Origin of the sequence: Pseudomonas sp. 1D4 (assembly GCF_001728925.1) — a bacterium.
Lineage (GTDB): Bacteria > Pseudomonadota > Gammaproteobacteria > Pseudomonadales > Pseudomonadaceae > Metapseudomonas > Metapseudomonas otitidis.
Window position 1 is genome coordinate 110,676 of record NZ_LXJQ01000008.1, and the last position, 19,289, is coordinate 129,964.

At 67.5% G+C, this 19,289-nt stretch carries 23 protein-coding genes; 18 read left to right on the forward strand and 5 right to left on the reverse strand.

Annotated features, from left to right (window positions below; genetic code table 11):
* Nucleotides 1-71 precede the first annotated feature (71 nt).
* The gene (locus tag A7D27_RS06580) at nucleotides 72-1,085 is read left to right on the forward strand and encodes a hypothetical protein (protein WP_069563257.1); all 1,014 of its coding nucleotides are present in this window, start codon (nucleotides 72-74) and stop codon (nucleotides 1,083-1,085) included.
* Between the two features lie 132 nt (nucleotides 1,086-1,217).
* A complete protein-coding gene (locus tag A7D27_RS06585) occupies nucleotides 1,218-2,321 on the forward strand; it encodes a hypothetical protein (protein WP_069563258.1) in 1,104 nt (367 codons plus the stop codon).
* A gap of 79 nt (nucleotides 2,322-2,400) precedes the next feature.
* On the opposite strand, the gene A7D27_RS06590 is transcribed toward A7D27_RS06585, so the two are convergent.
* A complete protein-coding gene (locus A7D27_RS06590; protein ID WP_069563259.1) occupies nucleotides 2,401-4,008 on the reverse strand; it encodes a methyl-accepting chemotaxis protein in 1,608 nt (535 codons plus the stop codon).
* 124 nt (nucleotides 4,009-4,132) lie between these two features.
* Here A7D27_RS06590 and arfB point away from each other — a divergent pair, with 124 nt between their 5' ends.
* Nucleotides 4,133-4,546, forward strand: coding sequence for an alternative ribosome rescue aminoacyl-tRNA hydrolase ArfB (gene arfB / locus A7D27_RS06595; protein ID WP_044411522.1), 414 nt, complete (start codon nucleotides 4,133-4,135; stop codon nucleotides 4,544-4,546).
* A gap of 39 nt (nucleotides 4,547-4,585) precedes the next feature.
* Here arfB and A7D27_RS06600 read toward each other — a convergent pair whose 3' ends face one another.
* The 3 genes from A7D27_RS06600 to phhA are packed head-to-tail and all read right to left on the reverse strand — an operon-like array spanning nucleotide 4,586 to nucleotide 7,023.
* Nucleotides 4,586-5,779, reverse strand: coding sequence for an amino acid aminotransferase (locus A7D27_RS06600; protein WP_069564428.1), 1,194 nt, complete (start codon nucleotides 5,777-5,779; stop codon nucleotides 4,586-4,588).
* Nucleotides 5,776-6,132, reverse strand: a complete 357-nt coding sequence (locus tag A7D27_RS06605) for a 4a-hydroxytetrahydrobiopterin dehydratase (RefSeq protein ID WP_044411526.1) — start codon at nucleotides 6,130-6,132, stop codon at nucleotides 5,776-5,778. Before A7D27_RS06605 ends, A7D27_RS06600 begins: the two co-directional genes overlap by 4 nt.
* A 60-nt stretch (nucleotides 6,133-6,192) precedes the next feature.
* The gene (gene phhA, locus A7D27_RS06610; protein WP_338135292.1) at nucleotides 6,193-7,023 is read right to left on the reverse strand and encodes a phenylalanine 4-monooxygenase; all 831 of its coding nucleotides are present in this window, start codon (nucleotides 7,021-7,023) and stop codon (nucleotides 6,193-6,195) included.
* A 356-nt stretch (nucleotides 7,024-7,379) separates the two neighbouring features.
* Between phhA and A7D27_RS06615 the strand changes: the two genes are divergently transcribed.
* Complete coding sequence (locus tag A7D27_RS06615) at nucleotides 7,380-8,939, forward strand: sigma-54-dependent transcriptional regulator (protein WP_069563262.1); 1,560 nt, start codon at nucleotides 7,380-7,382, stop codon at nucleotides 8,937-8,939.
* A gap of 235 nt (nucleotides 8,940-9,174) precedes the next feature.
* Here A7D27_RS06615 and A7D27_RS06620 read toward each other — a convergent pair whose 3' ends face one another.
* Entirely contained in the window at nucleotides 9,175-9,885 is a 711-nt protein-coding gene (locus A7D27_RS06620; RefSeq protein WP_069563001.1) for a helix-turn-helix transcriptional regulator, read from the reverse strand.
* 147 nt (nucleotides 9,886-10,032) lie between these two features.
* On the opposite strand from A7D27_RS06620, the gene A7D27_RS06625 reads away from it, so the two are divergent.
* From A7D27_RS06625 to A7D27_RS06685, 14 genes are all read left to right on the forward strand, one after another.
* Nucleotides 10,033-10,563 (forward strand): hypothetical protein, encoded by a 531-nt coding sequence (locus A7D27_RS06625; protein ID WP_069563002.1) that lies wholly within the window; start codon nucleotides 10,033-10,035, stop codon nucleotides 10,561-10,563.
* Between the two features lie 161 nt (nucleotides 10,564-10,724).
* The gene (locus A7D27_RS06630) at nucleotides 10,725-11,099 is read left to right on the forward strand and encodes a putative holin (protein ID WP_044411540.1); all 375 of its coding nucleotides are present in this window, start codon (nucleotides 10,725-10,727) and stop codon (nucleotides 11,097-11,099) included.
* A complete protein-coding gene (locus A7D27_RS06635) occupies nucleotides 11,092-11,367 on the forward strand; it encodes a phage holin family protein (protein WP_069563004.1) in 276 nt (91 codons plus the stop codon). The genes A7D27_RS06630 and A7D27_RS06635 overlap by 8 nt, the downstream gene beginning before the upstream one ends.
* Before the next feature lie 90 nt (nucleotides 11,368-11,457).
* Nucleotides 11,458-11,991 carry a hypothetical protein gene (locus tag A7D27_RS06640; RefSeq protein ID WP_069563005.1) on the forward strand — a complete coding sequence of 178 codons (534 nt, stop codon included), beginning with the start codon at nucleotides 11,458-11,460 and terminating at the stop codon, nucleotides 11,989-11,991.
* A gap of 1 nt (nucleotide 11,992) precedes the next feature.
* Nucleotides 11,993-13,492, forward strand: a complete 1,500-nt coding sequence (locus A7D27_RS06645; protein WP_069563006.1) for a DUF3383 domain-containing protein — start codon at nucleotides 11,993-11,995, stop codon at nucleotides 13,490-13,492.
* A 62-nt stretch (nucleotides 13,493-13,554) separates the two neighbouring features.
* Complete coding sequence (locus A7D27_RS06650; RefSeq protein ID WP_044411548.1) at nucleotides 13,555-13,986, forward strand: phage protein; 432 nt, start codon at nucleotides 13,555-13,557, stop codon at nucleotides 13,984-13,986.
* 2 nt (nucleotides 13,987-13,988) lie between these two features.
* A complete protein-coding gene (locus A7D27_RS06655) occupies nucleotides 13,989-14,396 on the forward strand; it encodes a phage tail assembly chaperone (RefSeq protein WP_069563008.1) in 408 nt (135 codons plus the stop codon).
* Complete coding sequence (locus tag A7D27_RS28275) at nucleotides 14,393-14,557, forward strand: hypothetical protein (protein ID WP_165663776.1); 165 nt, start codon at nucleotides 14,393-14,395, stop codon at nucleotides 14,555-14,557. Before A7D27_RS06655 ends, A7D27_RS28275 begins: the two co-directional genes overlap by 4 nt.
* Entirely contained in the window at nucleotides 14,547-16,298 is a 1,752-nt protein-coding gene (locus A7D27_RS06660) for a hypothetical protein (RefSeq protein ID WP_069564429.1), read from the forward strand. The genes A7D27_RS28275 and A7D27_RS06660 overlap by 11 nt, the downstream gene beginning before the upstream one ends.
* Nucleotides 16,299-16,307: 9 nt before the next feature.
* The gene (locus A7D27_RS06665; protein ID WP_069564430.1) at nucleotides 16,308-17,069 is read left to right on the forward strand and encodes a phage baseplate protein; all 762 of its coding nucleotides are present in this window, start codon (nucleotides 16,308-16,310) and stop codon (nucleotides 17,067-17,069) included.
* Nucleotides 17,066-17,383, forward strand: coding sequence for a hypothetical protein (locus tag A7D27_RS06670; protein WP_044411556.1), 318 nt, complete (start codon nucleotides 17,066-17,068; stop codon nucleotides 17,381-17,383). Before A7D27_RS06665 ends, A7D27_RS06670 begins: the two co-directional genes overlap by 4 nt.
* Complete coding sequence (locus A7D27_RS06675; RefSeq protein ID WP_069564431.1) at nucleotides 17,380-18,237, forward strand: hypothetical protein; 858 nt, start codon at nucleotides 17,380-17,382, stop codon at nucleotides 18,235-18,237. The genes A7D27_RS06670 and A7D27_RS06675 overlap by 4 nt, the downstream gene beginning before the upstream one ends.
* Nucleotides 18,230-18,871 (forward strand): Gp138 family membrane-puncturing spike protein, encoded by a 642-nt coding sequence (locus tag A7D27_RS06680; protein ID WP_083265542.1) that lies wholly within the window; start codon nucleotides 18,230-18,232, stop codon nucleotides 18,869-18,871. The genes A7D27_RS06675 and A7D27_RS06680 overlap by 8 nt, the downstream gene beginning before the upstream one ends.
* 10 nt (nucleotides 18,872-18,881) lie before the next feature.
* On the forward strand, nucleotides 18,882-19,235 hold the full coding sequence (locus A7D27_RS06685) for a hypothetical protein (protein WP_069563011.1): 354 nt from the start codon (nucleotides 18,882-18,884) through the stop codon (nucleotides 19,233-19,235).
* Nucleotides 19,236-19,289 lie beyond the last annotated feature (54 nt).

The window sequence follows — 19,289 nt, forward strand, 5'->3', positions numbered from 1 at the left end:
GGTGGGATGCGCCTGCCTGCCTTCCCGGATTTTCTGCGAGCATGGGCGCCCGCCATTGCCGAGGCGCGTCGATGATCCCCGTCCCCAACCCCACCGTGTTTCTGGTCATCGGGTTGATCTACCTGCTCGGCCTGCTGGCCGTGCCGGTGCTGCTGGCCCTGGCGGCGTCCCTGTGCTGGCCGCGTTCGCGCCGGCATGTGCTGGCGCGCCCGTGGCGCTACGGCCTGCTGACGCTGGTGATGCTGGTGCCGGTGGGGCTGATGGGCGCCTTGTGGCTGCAGGAGCGCGAATTCGCGGCGGAATTCGCCGCCCGTCAGGCGGCGCTCAACCCGCGCCTGGAGCAGCCGCTGACCCTGGGCGAGCTGACCTTTCCGGCGGGCAGCCAGGTCAAGCTGGAAACCCTCGATCCGCTGGACTGGCAGGACCAGCCCCAGCCCCACGGGCTGGAGAGCCTGCAGAAGGCCGAGCTGCCCGCGCCCATGGCGCTGCTCGGCTTTCAGGTGGACGCCCTGGACCTGCCGACCGGCTATGACTCCAGCCGTGTGCGCCTGGCCCGCAAAGGCGAAGTGGTGGGGTGGCCCTGCGCCGCCGGCGAGTGGGTGGAGTTCCGCCGCATCCAGGAGGACCGCCTGAAACCCGCCGGATGGCACTTCGAGAGCTGCCCACTGACGCCCGACCATTCGGTGCAGGGCATCGCCTGGCCGGCCGGCACGGTGCTGCGACGACTGGACGATCACTGGGTGCTGCGCAACGACGGCCCTGCTGATCTGCCGTTCGATGGCCTGCACTGGCAGTCTCTGGTGCTGGAGCTGGATGCCCGGCGTGAACCGGTGTTCTGGGAGGGCGAACTGGCCCGGTCGCTGGTGCTGGGTGGCTGGCACTACCCGGTGGGCACCCGCGTGCGTCACGAGGGTGATGGCCTGTCGCTGTTCAGCCCTACCGACCGGGCCGTGGCGGTCCGCGAGGCGGACGGGCTGAAGCAGGGCGCCGGTCGCTCGATCCTGCAGCGGCGCAGCGACGGCCAGGTGCTGAAGATGCCGGCCAACGACGAGGTGGGTGTCATCGACTGGATGGTCCTCGAATAGCCCCGGGGCCCCTTTCGGACCGGGCTTTCCGACCTTTCGCCCACTCCCGTCACTGATGCCCGATTGCCCGAAGCTCGCGGCTCTGGGAGGGTTGCCGCTGCCCTGAGGCGTTGGAATTTTCGGGAGTCAGTCATGAAGCTCGTTCTGCACTTCGACGGTTCTGTCGCGATCAATACCTTGCGCCAGGTGCTCCTGGCCGCCGGTGAAAACACCACCGTGCACTACGGGGCCGCCCACGGCCTGGACGCGGGGGCGCTGCTGTCGGTGGTGAGCGCCGCCGGCAGCGACCGCCGCCTGGTGCTCGGTTTCGACGGGGCCCGCGCCGAGACGCGCAACCTCCAGCAGGCGGTGAGCTTCGCCGGCCCGCACACGGCGGTTGAGATCAATGCCGCCCAGGCGGTGAACCCCGCTGCACTGCGCTCCACCCTGGCGGCGGCCGGTGATGGCCGCCAGGTCCGCGCCACCTTCACCGGCGGCCGCGCCAGCGCCGAAGCGCTGCTGGCTGCACTGGGCGTGGCGGGTGAGCGGGTCGACATCGGCATCGGCGCCGCCCAGTCGCTGGCCCCGGACGCTCTGCTGGCGGCCCTGGAGGCGGCTGGTGACGGGCGCAACCTCGCCGTGGAACTCAGCGGTACGCAACCGGCCGCCCAGTTGCTGCAGGCGGTCGAGGCAGCGGGGGCGAGCACCGGCATCGTCATCGGCGGTGCCCAGGCCCTGACGCCCGATGAGCTGCGCGACACCCTGGGGGCCGCAGGCAATGGCCGTCACCTGAGTCTGGTGTTCAACGGCGCGCAGGCCGGCGAGACCGACCTGGCGAGCGTAGTAGCCAGTGCCGGCACCAACACCCTGGTGCGGGTGAACACCGCCGAGTCCCTGGACAGCGCCAGCCTGCTGGCCTGCATCGGTGCGACCGGCAACACCCGGCAGCTCTCGGTGGAGTTCAACGGCGCCCAGCAGGCCGAGGTGAACCTGGCCCTGGCGCTGGAGGCGGCCGGCGTGAGCACCACAGTGGCGGTGAACACGGCCCAGGAAGTGGCCGAGCCCAGCCTGCTGGCTGCCTTCGAGGTGGCGGGTGACCAGAAGCGCTTCGACGCCGCGTTCAATGGCTCGCAGCTGACGCCGGAAGCCCTGCAGCGTTACGCCGGGGCGGCCGGCCAGCAGGTGACCCTGAGCATCGGCGGTGCCCATGCGCTGCCGCTGCCGGCGTTGCTGGAGGCCGTCCGCCTGGCGGCCTGACCGCTGGCTTGGCCGCACCACGAAGCCGCCTTGCCCTGATGGGCAAGGCGGCTTTTTCGTGGGCGGACAGGGGAGGGGGCTAGACCTGGAAGCGCGACACCGAGGACTGCATGGCGGCGGCCACCTGGTCCAGGCGCTGGGCGGCTTCGGCCAGTTCGTGCATGGCCTCGGTGTTGCTGCGGGACATGTGGGCGATGAGTTCGACCCGCTGGGCCACTTCACTGCTGGCCTTGGACTGCTCGCCGATGGTGTGGGAGATCTCGTCCACCACTTCGGCGGCCTTGTGGGCACCCTCGCGGATCTCGCTGATGGAACTGCCGGCCTGGGTGGCGAGGTTGACGCCGTCCTGCACGCGGGTGACGCCGGTCTGCATGCTGTTCACCGCCTGGTCGGTGCTTTCGCGGATGCGCGCGATCATGCCGGTGATTTCCTGGGTCGACTGGGCGGTGCGCGCGGCGAGGTTGCGCACCTCGTCGGCCACCACGGCGAAGCCACGCCCGGCCTCACCGGCCCGGGCCGCTTCGATGGCGGCGTTGAGGGCCAGCAGGTTGGTCTGCTCGGCGATGCTCTTGATGACCTGGATGATGGAGTGGATCTCTTCGGACGAACGGCCCAGGGCGGTGATGGTGCTGGAGGAGCTGTTCACCGCCTCGGCGATGCGGTTCATGCCGTCCACCACCCCGAGGATGACCTGCCCGCCGCTGCTGGCCAGGCCTTCGGAGTGGGCGGAGATGCCCTGGGCATTGCGCGCGTGGTCGGCGATCTGGGCGATGTTGGCGATCATCTGCTCCATGGCAGCGGCCATGCTGGCGGCGCTCTCGGCCTGCTGGTTGGCCCCGTCGACGATGCCCCGTGAGGTATCGCTGAGGGTGGTGGCGGTGCCGCGCAGTTCTTCGCTTTCGAGGCGGATGCTGGCGATCATCTCGCGCAGGCTGTTCTGCATCTGGGCCAGGGCTTCCATCAGTTGGCCGGCTTCGTCCCGGCTTTCCACTTGGATGCTGTTGCGCAGGTTGCCCTGGGCGATGGCGCGGGCCACGTCGATGGTTTTCTTCAGGGGACGCAGCACGGTCCTCATCAGTTGGGCGGTGGTCAGGCAGAGCACCACGCAGACCAGCACCAGCCCGCCCAGCAGCCACCAGACAGCGCTGCGCACGGCTTCACTGGCGGCCTGGCGAGCCTCGTCGGCACGGGTCTCGATCAGGGCGCTGAGCTTCTCGTTGCGCTCCTCCAGTTCGCCGAAGATGCGCTGGAAGTCTCCCAACTGCGCGCGGCTCGCCTGGGGATCGCGCAGGGCGTCGTCCACCAGCTTGCCGGCGGCATTGATGTAGGTGTCGATCAGCGGGCGCAGGTCGCGGATGGACTGGCTGACCTCGGGGCTCAGTGGCAGCGTGGCGTTCTCGTCCATGACCTTGCGGAACCACTGGCTGTGCTCGCTCAAGTCGCTGCGCACCTGGCCGGCGGCGGCGCTGTCACCGGGCTCGGCGACGAAGGCGGCGAGCACGTCGCCGCGCAGGGCGTCGTGCATCATGTCGCCTTCCATGTGGTTGCGCAGGGCGCTGACGCTGAGCTGGTTCTCGGTCAGCGCGTCGGCGAGGCGGTTCTGCCCGAGCAGGCCGATGCCCCCCAGCAGCGCGGCGGCGAGCACGCTGATGACGCCCGATGCCACCAGTTTCTGACGGATGTTCATCCCCTGGCCCTCCCTTGCGAAGCGGATCGTTGACTAAGCGTAGTTCAGTGTCGACGGGCCAGCGCGCTCGCATCAGGCCCTTTGCACGGCGTATTCTGAGCGCCCTTTTTCGCGGGTCGTCGTCATGCTGCAGATTTCCTCCAACGTCCAGATCCCCGACGACGAGATCGAACTGACCGCCATCCGTGCCCAGGGCGCCGGTGGGCAGAACGTCAACAAGGTCTCCAGTGCGGTGCACCTGCGTTTCGACAGCCAGGCGTCGTCGCTGCCGCCTTTCTACAAGGAGCGCCTGCTGGCGCTGCGGGATGCACGCATCACCGCCGATGGGGTGGTGGTGATCAAGGCCCAGCAGTACCGGACCCAGGAGCAGAACCGCGCCGATGCGCTGGAGCGCCTGGCGACGTTGATCCGCGAGGCGGCGGTGGTGCAGAAGAAACGCCGGCCGACGCGGCCCACCCTCGGCTCCAAGACCCGTCGCCTCGACGGCAAGAGCAAGCGCGGCGCCATCAAGGCCGGGCGCGGCAAGGTGGATTACTGAGCCGGCCGGACGGCCCCGGGCTGGGGCCGCCCGGGGCGCTCAGCAGACCTTGGCGATGGCGGCGGCGAGGTCGCCGATGCGGCTGAAGTCCAGCCCGGCGATGTTGGCGCGACCGGTGCCCACCATGTAGATGCTGAACTCGCTGCGCAGGCGCGCCACCTGCTCCGATGAAAGGCCGGTGTAGGAGAACATGCCGCGCTGCACGCCGATGTGGGCGAAGCGCTCGGCCAGGCCGTAGGGCTGCAGGGCTTCCACCAGGCCCCGGCGCAGGTCGGCGACGCGACGGCGCATGCCCTCCAGCTCGGTGATCCACTCGGCCTTCAGCCTGGCGTCCTCAAGGAGGGTGGCGACCACGGCGGCGCCGTGGGCGGGCGGGGTGGACCACAGGTTGCGCGCGTGGAAGGCCAACTGGCTGCGGACGTCGGCGAGCTTCTCGGCATCTTCTGCGCAGACGATCAGGGCGCCGGTGCGTTCGCGGTAGAGACCGAAGTTCTTCGAGCAGGAGCTGGTGACCAGCACCTCCGGCAGGTTTTCGGCGAACAGGCGCACGGCCCAGGCGTCGTCGTCCAGGCCATCGCCGAAGCCCTGGTAGGCGAAGTCGATCAGCGGCAGCAGTTCGCGGCGCTTCACCACCTCCAGCACCCGTTGCCAGTCGGCTTGGGCCAGGTCGAAGCCGGTGGGGTTGTGGCAGCAGGCGTGCAGCAGCACCACGTCGCCGACGGGGATGCGCTCGAAGGCGGCCAGCAGGCCCTCGACGTCGAGGCGGTTGGCGGCGTCCACGTAGGGGTAGTGGCTGATCGCGACGCCGACGGCGTTGAAGAGGGTTTCGTGGATCGGCCAGGTCGGGTCGCTCAGCCAGACGCCACGGCCCGGCAGGTTGCGGGCGATGAACTCGGCGGCCAGGCGCAGGGCGCCGGTGCCGCCCGGGGCCTGGGTGGTGCCGGCACGACCGGCGCGCTGCACGGGGTTGCCGATGCCCAGCACCAGGTCCTGCAGCAGGCGGCCGAAGGCGGCATCACCGTGGCCACCGACGTAGGTCTTGGTGGTTTCCAGCTCCAGCAGGCGCTGCTCGGCGTGCTTCACGGCGTGGGGAATGGGGGTGAGGCCACGGGCGTCCTTGTAGACGCCGACGCCCAGGTCGAGCTTGTTGGGGTGGGTGTCCTGGCGGAAGGCGTCCATCAACCCGAGGATGGGGTCGCCCGGCACCCGGCCCACGGCGGCGAAGTGGCTCATTTGCGGCCCTCGGCGGTTTCGGCGATGCGGTCGGTGCGCGCGGCCATGATGAAGTCGTTGCGGTGCAGGCCCTTGGCTTCGTGGCTCCACCAGGTGACGGTGACCTTGCCCCACTCGGTGAGCAGGCCCGGGTGGTGGCCTTCTTCCTCGGCGGCGGCGCCGACGGCGTTGGTGAAGGCCAGGGCGTGGCGGAAGGTGCGGAACAGGAAGACCTTCTCCAGCTGCATGATTCCGTCGCGGACTTCGATGTTCCAGTCCGGGATCTCCTTGATCAGCGTGGCCAGTTCGTCGTCGGAAACCAGCGGGGCGCCGGCGCGGCAGGCTTCGCAGTGGGCTTGGGACAAGGCGGTCATGGGGTTCTCCGTTGTTCGTTCGGCCGGCGTGGCTCGCCGGCTCCTTGAGTCTGGTTCGGTTCAGGCCGCCTTGGGCGGGAATTTCGGCGCGTGCAGGCCGAGGGCCATGGCCTGGTGGACCAGGGCCATGATGTCTTCATGGGCCAGCTCGAACAGGCGCTTCAGCTCCGGCAGCACGAAGTACAGGGGTTGCAGGATATCGATCCGGTACGGTGTGCGCATCGCTTCCAGCGGGTCGAAGGCCTGGTGCTCGGGCTGGCTGGACAGCGAGTAGACCGTCTCCTTCGGCGAGGAGAGGATGCCGCCGCCATAGATGCGGCGGCCCTGGGGGGTGTCCACCAGGCCGAACTCGATGGTCATCCAGTAGAGGCGGGCGAGGTACACGCGCTCTTCCTTGGTGGCCTTGAGGCCGAGCTTGCCGTAGGTGTGGGTGAACTCGGCGAACCAGGGATTGGTGAGCAGGGGGCAGTGGCCGAAGATCTCGTGGAAGATGTCGGGCTCCTGCAGGTAGTCCAGCTCCTCCGGGGTGCGGATGAAGGTGGCCACGGGGAACTGCTGGCTGGCCAGCAGCTCGAAGAACGTCTGGAAGGGAATCAGCGCCGGGACGCGGGCGACGCGCCAGCCGGTGGCGGCCTGGAGCACGCGGTTGATCTCGCCGAGCTGGGGGATGCGGTCGTGGGGCAGGGCGAGGCGTTCGATGCCATCCAGGTAGTCCTGGCAGGCGCGCCCTTCGATCACCTTGAGCTGGCGGGTGATGAGGGTGTTCCAGACGGCGTGCTCGCTGTCCGGGTAATGGATGAAGCCGCTGTCGTCCGGCTCGCGGGCCACGTAGTGGGTGGTTTTCATTCGGCCTCCCAGGGCGCGACGTTGTTGTTGTGTTGACCCAGGGATACCGCGTTTCGGTGGGCTGGGGCGGTGCGGGAGGTCGGGCTGGATGGGGAGGCGGGGGTGTGTTTCGTAACGAATTCTTTACGATTTTGCCAGTGGCCGGTGTTTCGGCCTTGCTGGTGCGTCGAAGCGTCACATATTCTTGACGGAAAAATCGGGCAGGACGCTGATTTTCCCGGCGCTGCCCCTGGTGTGCACCTCTGAAAACGTAGGCGAGGCCGTCAGCGCAAGGCAAAAACAGGCGAAAAAGCGCAGTTTACGTGGTGTAAATGAGCACTTTGAGTCGGTTTTTAACGCAGCGATGACAACGCAGGTAGTTTTTGGAGGTGCGCTGACAAGAGCCCGTTTCGGGGTGCCGCATGCGTATCAAAGTCCATTGCCAGAACCGCGTAGGCATCCTGCGCGACATCCTCAACCTGCTCGTCGACTACGGCATCAACGTCAACCGTGGCGAAGTGGGCGGGGACCAGGGCAACGCCATTTATCTGCTGTGCCCCAACCTCATCAACCTGCAACTGCAATCCCTGCGGCCGAAGCTGGAGGCCATCCCCGGCGTGTTCGGCGTCAAGCGCGTGGGGCTGATGCCCAGCGAGCGTCGCCACCTGGAGCTGAACGCCCTGCTGGGCGCGTTGGAGTTCCCGGTGCTGTCGGTGGACATGGGCGGCTCCATCGTCGCTGCCAACCGCGCGGCGGCGCAGTTGCTGGGCGTGCGGGTGGACGAGGTGCCGGGCATCCCGCTGTCGCGCTACGTGGAGGATTTCGACCTGCCGGAAGTGGTGCGGGCCAACAAGGCGCGGGTGAACGGCTTGCGCATCAAGGTGCGCGGCGGCGTGTTCCTGGCCGACATCGCGCCGCTGCAATCCGAGCATGACGAGAGCGAGGCGCTGGCCGGCGCGGTGCTGACCCTGCACCGCGCCGACCGGGTGGGCGAGCGCATCTACAACGTGCGTAAGCACGAACTGCGCGGCTTCGACAGCATCTTCCAGAGTTCGCGGGTGATGGCGGCGGTGGTGCGCGAGGCGCGGCGCATGGCGCCGCTGGACGCGCCGCTGCTGATCGAAGGCGAGACCGGCACCGGCAAGGAGCTGCTGGCCCGTGCCTGCCACCTGGCGAGCCCGCGCGGGCAGTCGCCGTTCATGGCGCTGAATTGCGCGGGGCTGCCGGAATCCATGGCCGAGACGGAGCTGTTCGGCTATGGCCCCGGGGCCTTCGAGGGTGCCCGGCCGGAGGGCAAGCTGGGCCTGCTGGAGCTGACCGCCGGCGGCACGCTGTTCCTCGATGGGGTGGGGGAGATGAGCCCGCGCCTGCAGGCCAAGCTGCTGCGCTTCCTGCAGGACGGCTGCTTCCGCCGGGTGGGCAGCGACGAGGAGGTGTACCTGGACGTGCGGGTGATCTGCGCCACCCAGGTGGACCTGTCGGAGCTGTGCGCGCGGGGCGAGTTCCGTCAGGACCTTTACCACCGCCTCAACGTGCTGTCCCTGCACATCCCGCCGCTGCGCGAATGCCTGGATGGGCTGGCGCCGCTGGTGGAGCACTTCCTCGACTCGGCCAGCCGGCAGATCGGCTGCCCGCTGCCGACCCTGGCGCCCCAGGCCCTGGAGCGGCTGTCGCGCTACCACTGGCCGGGCAACGTGCGGCAGTTGGAGAACGTGCTGTTCCAGGCCGTCTCCCTGTGCGAAGGCGGCCAGGTGCGTGCCGAGCACATCCGCCTGCCGGACTACGGCGCGCCACAGCCCCTTGGGGACTTCTCCCTGGAAGGTGGGCTGGAGGCCATCGTCGGGCGCTTCGAGCGGGCGGTGCTGGAGCGGCTGTTCGCCGACCACCCCAGCAGCCGGCAGTTGGGCAAGCGCCTGGGGGTGTCGCACACCACCATCGCCAACAAGCTGCGGCAGTACGGATTGGGACGGGAAGAAGCCTGAGCCGGCAGGCCGCTGGGGTTTCAGGCGAGGCCGCACAGGGCGTGTTCAACGGCCTCTTAGACCTTGGTGCAATGGTTGGGCTGGCGTTCGGGGGGTACAAAGGGCGCGTCTGAATCTTGCGTGATCGGACACAAGCGTTTCTAGCATTCCCATCCCGGAATGAATTGGGCGGGCGACCAGATTGGTCGCCCATTTTTTTGCCTGTATTCCGGAGGGCGCTCGACGCCAGGGCTGCCTAGAGCAGCACCGAATACCAGAACACCCGGCCGATGACGTGGATGTGCTCGGCCACTTCGGTGGCCTCGTAGCGTTCGTCGGGGTGTTCGTCGCTGTTGAAGCTGCGGATGCGCAGCCCGCCGCCGGGGAGGCGGTAGAGCAGCTTCACCCGCAGTTGCCCATCGTGGTCGAAGGCGTACATGTCGCCGTCCTTGATGGTGCGCGAGCTGGTGTCCACGCCCACCGTGCTGCCGTCGGGCAGGACCGGTTCCATGCTGTTGCCGTTCACCGTCACGCAGGCCGCGCTGGCCGCGTCGATGTTCTTCTTGCGCAGCGAGTACTTGCCGAAGCGCAGCTTGCGCCCGGTGGTCTGCAGCACCACGGTGCTGCCCTTGCCGCCGGACAGCTCAACTTCCTTGTAGAAGGGCAGCTCGACTTCGTCGGGGTCCAGCGGGGTGTCGTCGTCCCAGGACTCCACGGCGCCGGCCCAGTGGGCGTTTGCGCCGGAAGGCGGCATGCGCGTGTCGAGCATGCCGCCGTGGCCTTCGGCGAGCCAGCGTGGGCTGACGCCGCAGACGGTGGCGATCTGCGTGGCAAAACTGGTCGCGCGCGACTTGCCACGCTCCAGATCGGAGATGGAGGCCTGGGTCATGCCCGTCGCCTGGGCGAGCTGGACCTGGCTGAGGTTGGCGTGCTTTCGCGCCGCCCGGATGCGGTCTTTGAGTTCCATGGGGCAGCAGATTAACGGTGGGCCTATTTCATTGCAAGTGCCTATATATAGGTATTATTATATGTGCCTGTGCTGCCCCGTTGCCGTGAACCGGTCGACGGGGCTTTTGTTTAGCCCCGCCACGGGGCATGGAAAAGGAGACAGCCCATGTTTAACAGCACCGAACAGGCCCTGGCCGTTGCGTATTGGATGGCTGAACACCGGGTGGGGCCGAAGTCGTCCACGGCGATGGCGATCGACGTGCTGCGCGAGCGTTTCGACACCCAGTTCGTCGAGCGCCTGCCCAGCGGCCTGAGCCCCCACGAATGGCAGGCCCAGGCCACCATGACGATCCGTTTCGCCCAGCGCCTGCTGGCCGACTACCCCCTCGAACTGGCCGTGGTACAGGCCGAATACGCCCACGGGCGCGACTTCGTGCTGGCCATGGCGGCCCTGCGCGACTGGCTCAAGCCGCAGGCCGATTCGGCCGAGCAGCGCGCCGCCCTGGCGCTGTTGATGCGCATGTTCCGCCGCCCGCCCCACAGCATCCGCGAGATCGAGCGCCTGACCGGCCTGTCCAAGAGCACCCTGCACCGCTGGGACCAGGATTGGCGCGCGCGCGTGGCCCTGAAACTGCGCGAAGCCTTGGCGCGCCTGGAGGCGCCGATGAGCCGTGCGGGGATTGTCGTGGCGCATTGAAAATATTTTTGAAAAAACAGGTTCTCCCATATTGACCTGTTGGGACGATAAAGGTAACCTAGCTCCAAGATCGAAATCAGACCATCAAGAGCCCGCCCACCAGCGGGCTCTTTCGTTTCCGGGCCCGGTCGATCATCGGGCCCTCTTCAAGGAGTCCCATCATGACCGAGCCCAGTGTCGCTGCGGCAATGGCTGGGGGGATGACCGGCGCGGGGTTGGCGATCCTGATCCCCAGCATCGATGGCAACGCGCTGATCGGAGGATTCGGCGGTGCCATCTTCTTCGTGGTGTTTGCCCGCGACTACAAACCCCTGACCCGCGCCGGCTACCTGCTGGTGTCCTGGGTGGGGGGCTATTACGCCGCCGTCGAGGCGGTCAGTCGCGGGCTGGCACAGACCAGCGGGGTGGTGGCCTTCGTGGCCGCCACCCTCTGTGTCACCGGGGGGATCGGGATGCTCGAATGGATGCGCGGCGGGCAGTTGCCCAACTGGCTGCGCACCTTGTTGCGCCGAGGCGCGGGAGGCCGCAATGGATGACCCGCTGGCCACCGCGACCCTCTTCGTCTGTTCGGCCATCTGCCTGCGGCTGATCACCTACCGGCGGCGCGGTTCGCGCTTCCGCCCCGGTGTTTCGCTCTGCGCCTACCTGATGGCGCTGTGCACCGGTAGCCAGGCCCTGAGCATTGCGGTCGGCCGCTACCCCGTGGGGCAGTTGTCGCCGTGGATGCTGGGGGTGCTGCTGATCCTGCTGGTCCTGGTGTTCAGGGCCCGCGGCAACCTCGCCTGCATCCTGCGCCTCGGCTGACGCCAGGCGCCCACCCGTTCCATCCCCGGTCTGGCCGGGCGGCCTCGGTCGTCCGCGCTGGGTCGTGCCCTGCATATAAAGGAGAACACCATGAGCATCACCGCCACGCGGCTGGATGTGGCGGCCCTGCGCGAAGCGTTGCGCAGCCTGCTGGAGCTGCCGCCCGGTGCGCTGGTGGCCGCCGACCAGGCCACTGCGCCGCCGGCGGGCCTGTACGCCAGCCTGCGCGAGCAGCAGTCCGCCGAGGTGGGCGTGTCCCGCCGCGAGTTCAACGGCAATGGCGAGCGGGAAACCGTCGTCACCGCCTGTGAAACCACCTTCCACCTCATCACCCATGGCCCCGGGGCGCTGGATCTGGCGCACGACGCGCGCTCGATCCTGCAGTCCAGCCGGGCCCTGGACCGTTTGCGCCGGCTGGGCGTTGCCCTGCCACGCATGAAACCCATCGACAACCTGTCCGCCGTCGAGGCGGGCGTGGCCAAGGAGCAGGCCCGTCTGGAACTGGTCCTCGCCCATGGCCACCAGGTGGTCCTGGAACAGAAACACATCGCTTCCTCGGTGGTGACCGCCCACACCGATACGGGCCTCACCGCCACCCTTACAGTGAATCCAACGGAGACCTGATATGTCCCTTCCGCTTTCGCAGATCGTCAACGTACAACTCAACGTTCAACCGGTGGCCAGCCCGCGCCGTGACTTCGGCCAGCTCGCCCTGTTCACCCCCGAGGCCGGCAACGTCTTCACCGACGCCGCCACCCTCTACATCAGTTGCGCCAGCCAGGCCGAGGTGGAAGCCGCCTTCGGCAGCACCTCCCAGACCGCCCTGGCCGCGAGCGCCTTCTTCGCCCAGAGCCCGCGACCCAAGCAGCTGTTGGTGGCGCGCTGGCTGAAGAACACCCGCAACGTGCCGGCGGTGAAGGCCGCCCTCAACGGCACGCCGCTGGTGGCCACCCTGGACCAGCTCAAGGCCATCAGCGCCGGCCAGTTCTCGGTGACCGTGGACGGCGTCCGCCAGGACGTCACCGGCCTGAACTTCAGCGCCGCCAGCGACCTGCCGGCCATCGCCGCGCTGATCGACGCCAAGCTCACCGCCCAGGCCGTCAACTGCCGCTACGACGCCGTGGCCAACCGCTTCATCCTCGAAGCCGACGTCGCCGGCCAGGCCAAGTCCGTCGGTTTCGTCCAGGACCTGGGCGCCACCGGCACCTACCTGGGTGGCCTGCTGCGCCTGGAGAACGGCATGGCGCAGAAGGTCGCCGGCCGCGATGCCCTGGTGCTGGCCGCACAAACGCTGCCCGAGGCGTTCACCGCGCTGCTGGAGGTCAACTCCGGCTGGTACGCCGCCACCGTCGCCGCGTCCCTGACCGACGACGAGATCGAACAGGCGGCCGCCTGGGTTCTGGCTGCGGACAAGAAGGTCTTCGGCGTCACCACCCAGAACCCCAGCCACCTGGAGAACGTGCCGAGCAACCCGTTCAAGCGCCTGAAGGATCGCCAGAGCTACCGCACCGTCGCGGTCTACGACAAGAACGACCCCTACGCGGTGGCCAGTTGGCTGGCGCGCGCGCTGTCGGTGAACTTCGCCGCCAACAACTCCACCCTGACCATGAAGTTCAAGCAGCTGCCGGGCATCAGCGCCGACAACCTGACCCTCACCGAAGCGGACAAGTGCCGGAAGCTGGGCCTGAACTTCTACACCTACTTCGACGAGTCAGCGATGGTCGCCGAGGGCACCGTGATCGGTGGCCGTTTCTTCGATGAAGTGCACATCCTCGACTGGTACGTCGACGCGGTGCAGAAGGAGGTCTTCGCCACCCTCTACCGCTCTTCGAGCAAGGTGCCGCTGACCGACGCCGGTGTGGCGCGTCTGCTGGCCGCTGTGCGCAAGGTCTGCCGCGAGGGCGTGAACAACGGTGCCTTCGCCCCCGGTGTATGGAACGGCGACCCCTTCGGCAACCTGGTCAGCGGCGAGCGCCTGGACGAGGGCTACTACGTCTGGGCCGACAGCGTCGACAACCTGTCCACCTCCGACCGCGAGCAGCGCAAGGCCCCGCCGATCCAGGTGGCCCTGAAGATGGCCGGCGCCGTTCACTCCGTGGACGTGCTGGTCAACTTCGACCGCTGATCCCGACCCACCCAACGTATTCCGGCCCCCGCGTGGGGCCTTTTCATTTCCGGAGATTTTCCATGGCTATCTACGACCAGAAACAACTGTCCGTCCTGATCAACGGCTACGAGATCAGCGACTGGGGCGCCGGCGCCGATGTCCTCAAGCTGGCTTTCACCGCCGAGTCCGGCTCCATGAAGATCGGCAGCAACGGCACCGGCGTGTTCGTTGCCAACAACGACCGGTCCGCGACCCTCACCCTGAAGCTCAAGCAGCACTCGCGTGACAACAAGTTCCTCAACAGCCTGCGCCTGCTGCAGGAAGGCAACCTCAAGGCCTTCACCCCGCTGACCCTGGAAATGCGCGACCTGCTCAACGAAGACCTGATCAGCGCCACCCGCGGCTACTTCACCAAGCGTCCCGAGGTGACCCGTGGCAGCGAGGCCAACGACACCACCTGGACCATCGTCTTCGAGCGCGCCAACGTGAACCTGGAACAAGGAGTCGCCTGACCATGAACGCCGAACATCGCATCAACCTCGACGGCTTTGACTACGTTATGCGCCCGGCCAACGCCATGCCGGCCTGGAACGCCCTGAAAAAGGCCGCGCGCCTGCTGCAGGGTGTGGAGATCAAGCGCGGCGAGGGCGGCGACAGCCTGGCCATCGGCGCCATCCTGGCCAACCTGGGCGATCCGGTGGTGGCGGAGATCGAAGCGCTGGTGATCCAGCAGACCAACGTGCAACCGGCCGACGGCGCGGCATTCCGCCTCGCCGACCGTGCCGAGGCGCACTTCAACCAACACCGCGGGCACCTGGTGCCGCTGCTGGTGGAGGGGGTGAAGTACCAGTTCGCCGATTTTTTCGCCGCCGCCGCGCCAGCCCTGTCGGCGATTCTGCCGGGACCGGCCAAGGCGGAGTGACCGACTGGTTCCTGTTCACCCCTGTCATGCGCCAGCTCTGCACCCTGCACGAGCTGCGCGCGCTCTACACCCTGGCCGACCTGTGCGACTTCCATGACGCGATAGCCGAATGGGACGAGGCACAGCGTCAGGCCCACGAGAGGCAGGCCAATGGCAATTGAAATTGGAATCCAACAACTCAGCGCGCAGTTCGCGCTGGGCCTGCAGCAGATCACCAACACCCTGAAGCAGGAGCTGAACGTCATCAGCAACACGCTGGTGCAGGAAATCAGCGTGGTGAACCACCTCAGGCAGAACGTCGAGGTCACCCGCAACACCCTGCTCTCCAGCAACAAGGCTCACTACACCTACATCGAGACCCTCAACCAGGTTCAGGGCAAGGCGGCGCAGGTCGAGAGCAGCACCTCCAGGATCGGCGGCGCCATTTCCCAGGTGTCCTCCAAGCTCTTCGACTTCGTGCAGTCCTCCCTGGGCAGCCTGAAGGACCTCAAGGCCGGGCCGGATGCCCTGGGCGTCGTCACCGACGAGCAGGCCCAGGCGGCCAAGGACTACCAGACGTCCATGGAGAAACTGGACAAGGTGCTGGACGGGGTGAAGGCGCGGGTCGGCCTGGGCCTCGCCCCGCAACTGTCGTTCCTGGCGGACCGCTTCCTCGCGGTGGTGGACGCCAACAAGGAGCTGATCACCGAGGGGCTGGAGAAGACCATGACGCTGGTCGCCGAAGGCCTGGACGCGGTCTACAACTTCGGCCGCGCGCTGGACTTCGTGGTCAGTGGAACCGTCGGTTGGGACAACGCCCTGATGATGCTCGGCACGGCCCTGCTCTGGGTCGGCCGCGCCAGCCTGATGGCCTTCGCCACCAACCCCATCATGTGGATCATCGCCGCCCTGGTGGTGGTGATCGCCCTGGTGGACGACTTCATGACCTACCTGGACGGCGGCGAATCGGCCTTCGGCGGCGTCTGGGAGCCGCTGGTGAAGGGCTTCAAGGAGGTCGGCGCCATCCTGGCGGACATGAAGGCGCAGTTCGATGTCTTCTGGGCGGAGAACGGCGAGACGGTGATGGCCTTCGCCGACGGCCTGATGATGTTCATCGGCGCGGGCATCAGCAACGTCATCAACCTGTTCAAAGGCTTCTTCGCCTTGCTGAGAGGAGACGTCGACGGCGTCAAGGAGGCATTCGGCGGGATATTCGAAGGCCTGGCCACGCAGTTCGAAGTGATCGGCAGCCTGTTCTCCTGGCAGCCGCTGCTCGATGGCATCGCCGCGGTAGAGGCCGTGCTGAATGGGCTGAAGGCACGGTTCATGGCCCTCTGGGGAGAAATCAGCGAGTCGGCGATGGCCTTCGCCGAGGGCCTGATGGCCGGCATCGGTGCCAGCATCAACTACGTCATCAACCTGTTCAAAGGGTTGTTCGTCCTCGTCAAAGGCGGCTTCGACGGCGTCAAGGAAGTCCTCAACAGCTGGTTCGAAGGCGTGAAGGCCAAGTTCGAGGCACTCGGCGCCGGGTTCAAGAAGGTCGCCGGGATGTTCGGCTTCGGCGATGACAAGGAGGGCGCGCCCGAGGCGGCCAAGGAATCGCCGGGGATGTTCTCCGGCGTGGCCAACCTCTTCGGCTGGAACAGCGACGACGACAAGGCCGCCACGGCACCTCGCCTGGTGGAAGGTGCCAGCCAGTTCACGGCCGGTGTGCAGGACGCACAGAGTCGTGCGGCCCTCGGCGCCGGCGTCGGCGCCGCCTCCCTCATGGCCCCGGTGAGCAACAACAGCTTCAACCAGTCGGTCACGGTCCACGTGAGCGGAGACAACCCCCAAGCCATCGGACGGGAGGTCGCCGAGCAGGTGGCCTCCAACCAGCAGCGCCTGGCCACCCACAACAACCAGAGTGACATCAGACAGTGAGGTGAATCGATGGTCATGCTGATCAACCGCCGCATCGGCACGATGAGGCTCGATGCGGTCATCAACGAAACCCACACCGCTGAACTCAAGATCACCGAAAACCCGGTGGAGAGCGGCGCCAACATTGCCGACCACGCCTACGCGCAGCCCCGCACATTGAAGATCAAGGGCATCGTGGTCGAGCATTACGACCCCCTGGCGGCCCTGGCCGCCGAGGTCACGCCGGGGCTGCGCAGCAGTGGCGACTTCGTCGACGAGGTGAGGCCGGGGATTCTGGCCAACCTGACCCGGCAGGCCCGCAATCGGGCCCAGCGCGAGCTCAAGAGCTGGCTCAAGCCCCAGGTGGATACGCCCAAGGCCCGGCCCATAGCGCCTTGGATGCTGGAGTACCAGCCGCTGTCGCGCTTCGACAGCTCGCCCAGCCAGTCGCGCCTGCAACAGGTCTACCAATGCCTGCTGGACACCCAGAAGGCCGGTGAGCTGCTACAGGTACAGACCGGTTTCTACCTGTACAAGAACATGCTGCTCACCACGATTTCCGCCGTGCAGGCCATCGATGGCGCCATCGAGCTGGACCTGACCCTGCGCGAAGTCCTGGTGGTGGATACCCGCGTCATCAACGGCGTGGTCACCCCGGCGGCCGGGACCAAGCGCTCCGGCCGCTCCCAGTGCCAGGCAGCGGAGAAGAAGTCCAAGGGCAAGACCACGCCCAAGACCAAGAAGCGCAATGAGAGCTTTGCGCATGCGGTAGGCAGGACGGTGTTCTCATGAAGCAGATCCCCATCAGCAGCGACCCGCTGCAGGAGCAGAGCTTCGAGTTCGCCGGCTACCGCCTGCGCCTGACCCTTCGCTACAACAGCATCGGCGACCACTGGGCCATCGACCTGCTGGACGAGGCCAAGGGCACCTGGCTGGCCCAGGGCCTGACGCTGGTGACCGGCGTGCCGATGCTTTGGCGCAGCACCCTGCCGTTCTTCCTCTGGCTGGAGGATGTCAGCGGCGTCGGCCTCGACCCCATCGGCGGTGACGACATGGGCAGTCGCTGCCTGCTCCACATCGGCGAGAAAGCGGAGGTGCAGCCATGAGGCAGTTCGGCCGGCGTTACCGCCTGATTCTCGGTGCCGACCAGGAAGGGCTGGTGATCGACAGCCTGCGGGTGGCCTTCGACTTCACCAAGAGCATCGACAACAAACCCAACCCGGGGACGATCCGCGTCTGGAACCTCAACCCCGAGCACCGCGAACAACTGCAGGACGGCACCCTGCGCAAGGCCTGGCTCTGGGCCGGCTACAGCGAGCTGCGCCTGCTCTACGCGGGCGACATCGCCGAGGCGGCGGTGGAGCGCAAGGGCCTGGACAACATCACCGTGCTCACCTGCGCCACCGGCGCGGTGGATTACCGCGAGGCGCGCATCAGCCGCTCCCTCGCCGCCGGCAGCACCGCCGACGACCACGTCAAGGCCGCGGTGCAGTCGATGAAGTCCACCACGCCGGGGCAGATCACCCTGCCCAAGCAACGGCCGCTGCCGCGCGGCAAGGTGCTGGTGGGGCTGAGCCGCGACGTGCTCAGCCAGGTGGCGGCGGAGCAGGGCGCCGACTGGTCCATCCAGGACGGCGAGCTGCTGCTGCTGCCCGCCGGCAACGTGCTGGACGACCAGGCCGTGTTCCTCTCCCAGGAAACCGGCCTGATCGGCTCACCCAAGGAAGTGGAGGGCGGCCTGGAGCTGACCTGCCTGATCGACCCGGCACCCCGGGTCGGCGGCACGGTACGGGTCAAGTCCATCGAGCCGCGCTTCGACGGCGACTACAAGATCGTCAGGATCATCAGCAAGGGCGACGTCATGGAGAAGGACTGGTTCTGCGTGCTCACCGTGAGCAAGGGCGAGTTCCAGCCGGCCGGTGGCGCCAAGAGCAAATCCGGAGGCAAGAGCAATGGGTAACTACGACTGGCAGACCCCCTCGACCGAGGTCGCCATGGACACCGCCCTCGACACCCGCATCAAACGTCTGCACACCGCGCTGCCGGGGCGCATCGTCGCTTTCGATGCCGCCCGCCAGGTGGCCAGCGTGCAGCCGATGATCGAGCAGCAGCTGATGGATGGCTCGCGCCAGCCCCTGCCGATGCTGCCCGATGTGCCGGTGCAGTTCCCCCGGGGGGGCGGCTTCGTGCTGACCTTCCCGGTCAAGCCGGGCGACGAGTGCCTGCTGGTGTTCAACGAGCGCTGCATCGACGGCTGGTGGCATTCCGGTGCCTCCAGCGAACCGCTGGACTACCGCCAGCACGACCTGTCGGACGCCGTGGCGGTGATGGGCATCAGCTCGCTGCCCCAGGTGGTCCCGGCCTTCGCCACCGATGCGGTGGAACTGCGCCGGCTGGACGGTTCGGCCTACGTGCGCCTGGACGAGGGCGGCACCCTGACGCTGGACGGCGCCAAGGTGCTGATCAAGTGCCCGGTGGTGTTCGAGGCCGGCATGACCGGCAAGGGCGACGTGGTGTCCGGCGGCATCAGCCTGGAGCGTCACCTGCACGGCCAGGTCATGGCCGGCCCGGCCGTCACCGGCGTGCCGCAATGAGGACACGACAATGAGAGTGAGACGAATAGACAAGGACGGCGACTGGACCTTCGGCCAGGGCCGCAACAACTACGCCGACGGCGGCGAATGCGTGGCCCAGCGCGTGTGCACGCGCCTGCGCTCCTTCCAGGGGGACTGGTTCCTCGACCTGGAGCACGGTCTGCCCTGGCTGCCGCGCATGGAGCGGCCGGCGGACCTGGCGCAGATCGAGGTGGACATCAAGCGCTGCATCCTTACCACCGAGGGGGTGAGCGAAATCCTCGACTTCCAGATGGACGTCACCCCCGACGACCGACGCCTGGCCATCGGCGTCACGCTGCGCGACAACCTCGGCAATGACCTGAGCACCCGCGTCCAGCGCTGATCGGCCGCCGCCGTCAAATCGAAGCCCCGCCTCGTGTGGGGCTTTTTCTTTGGA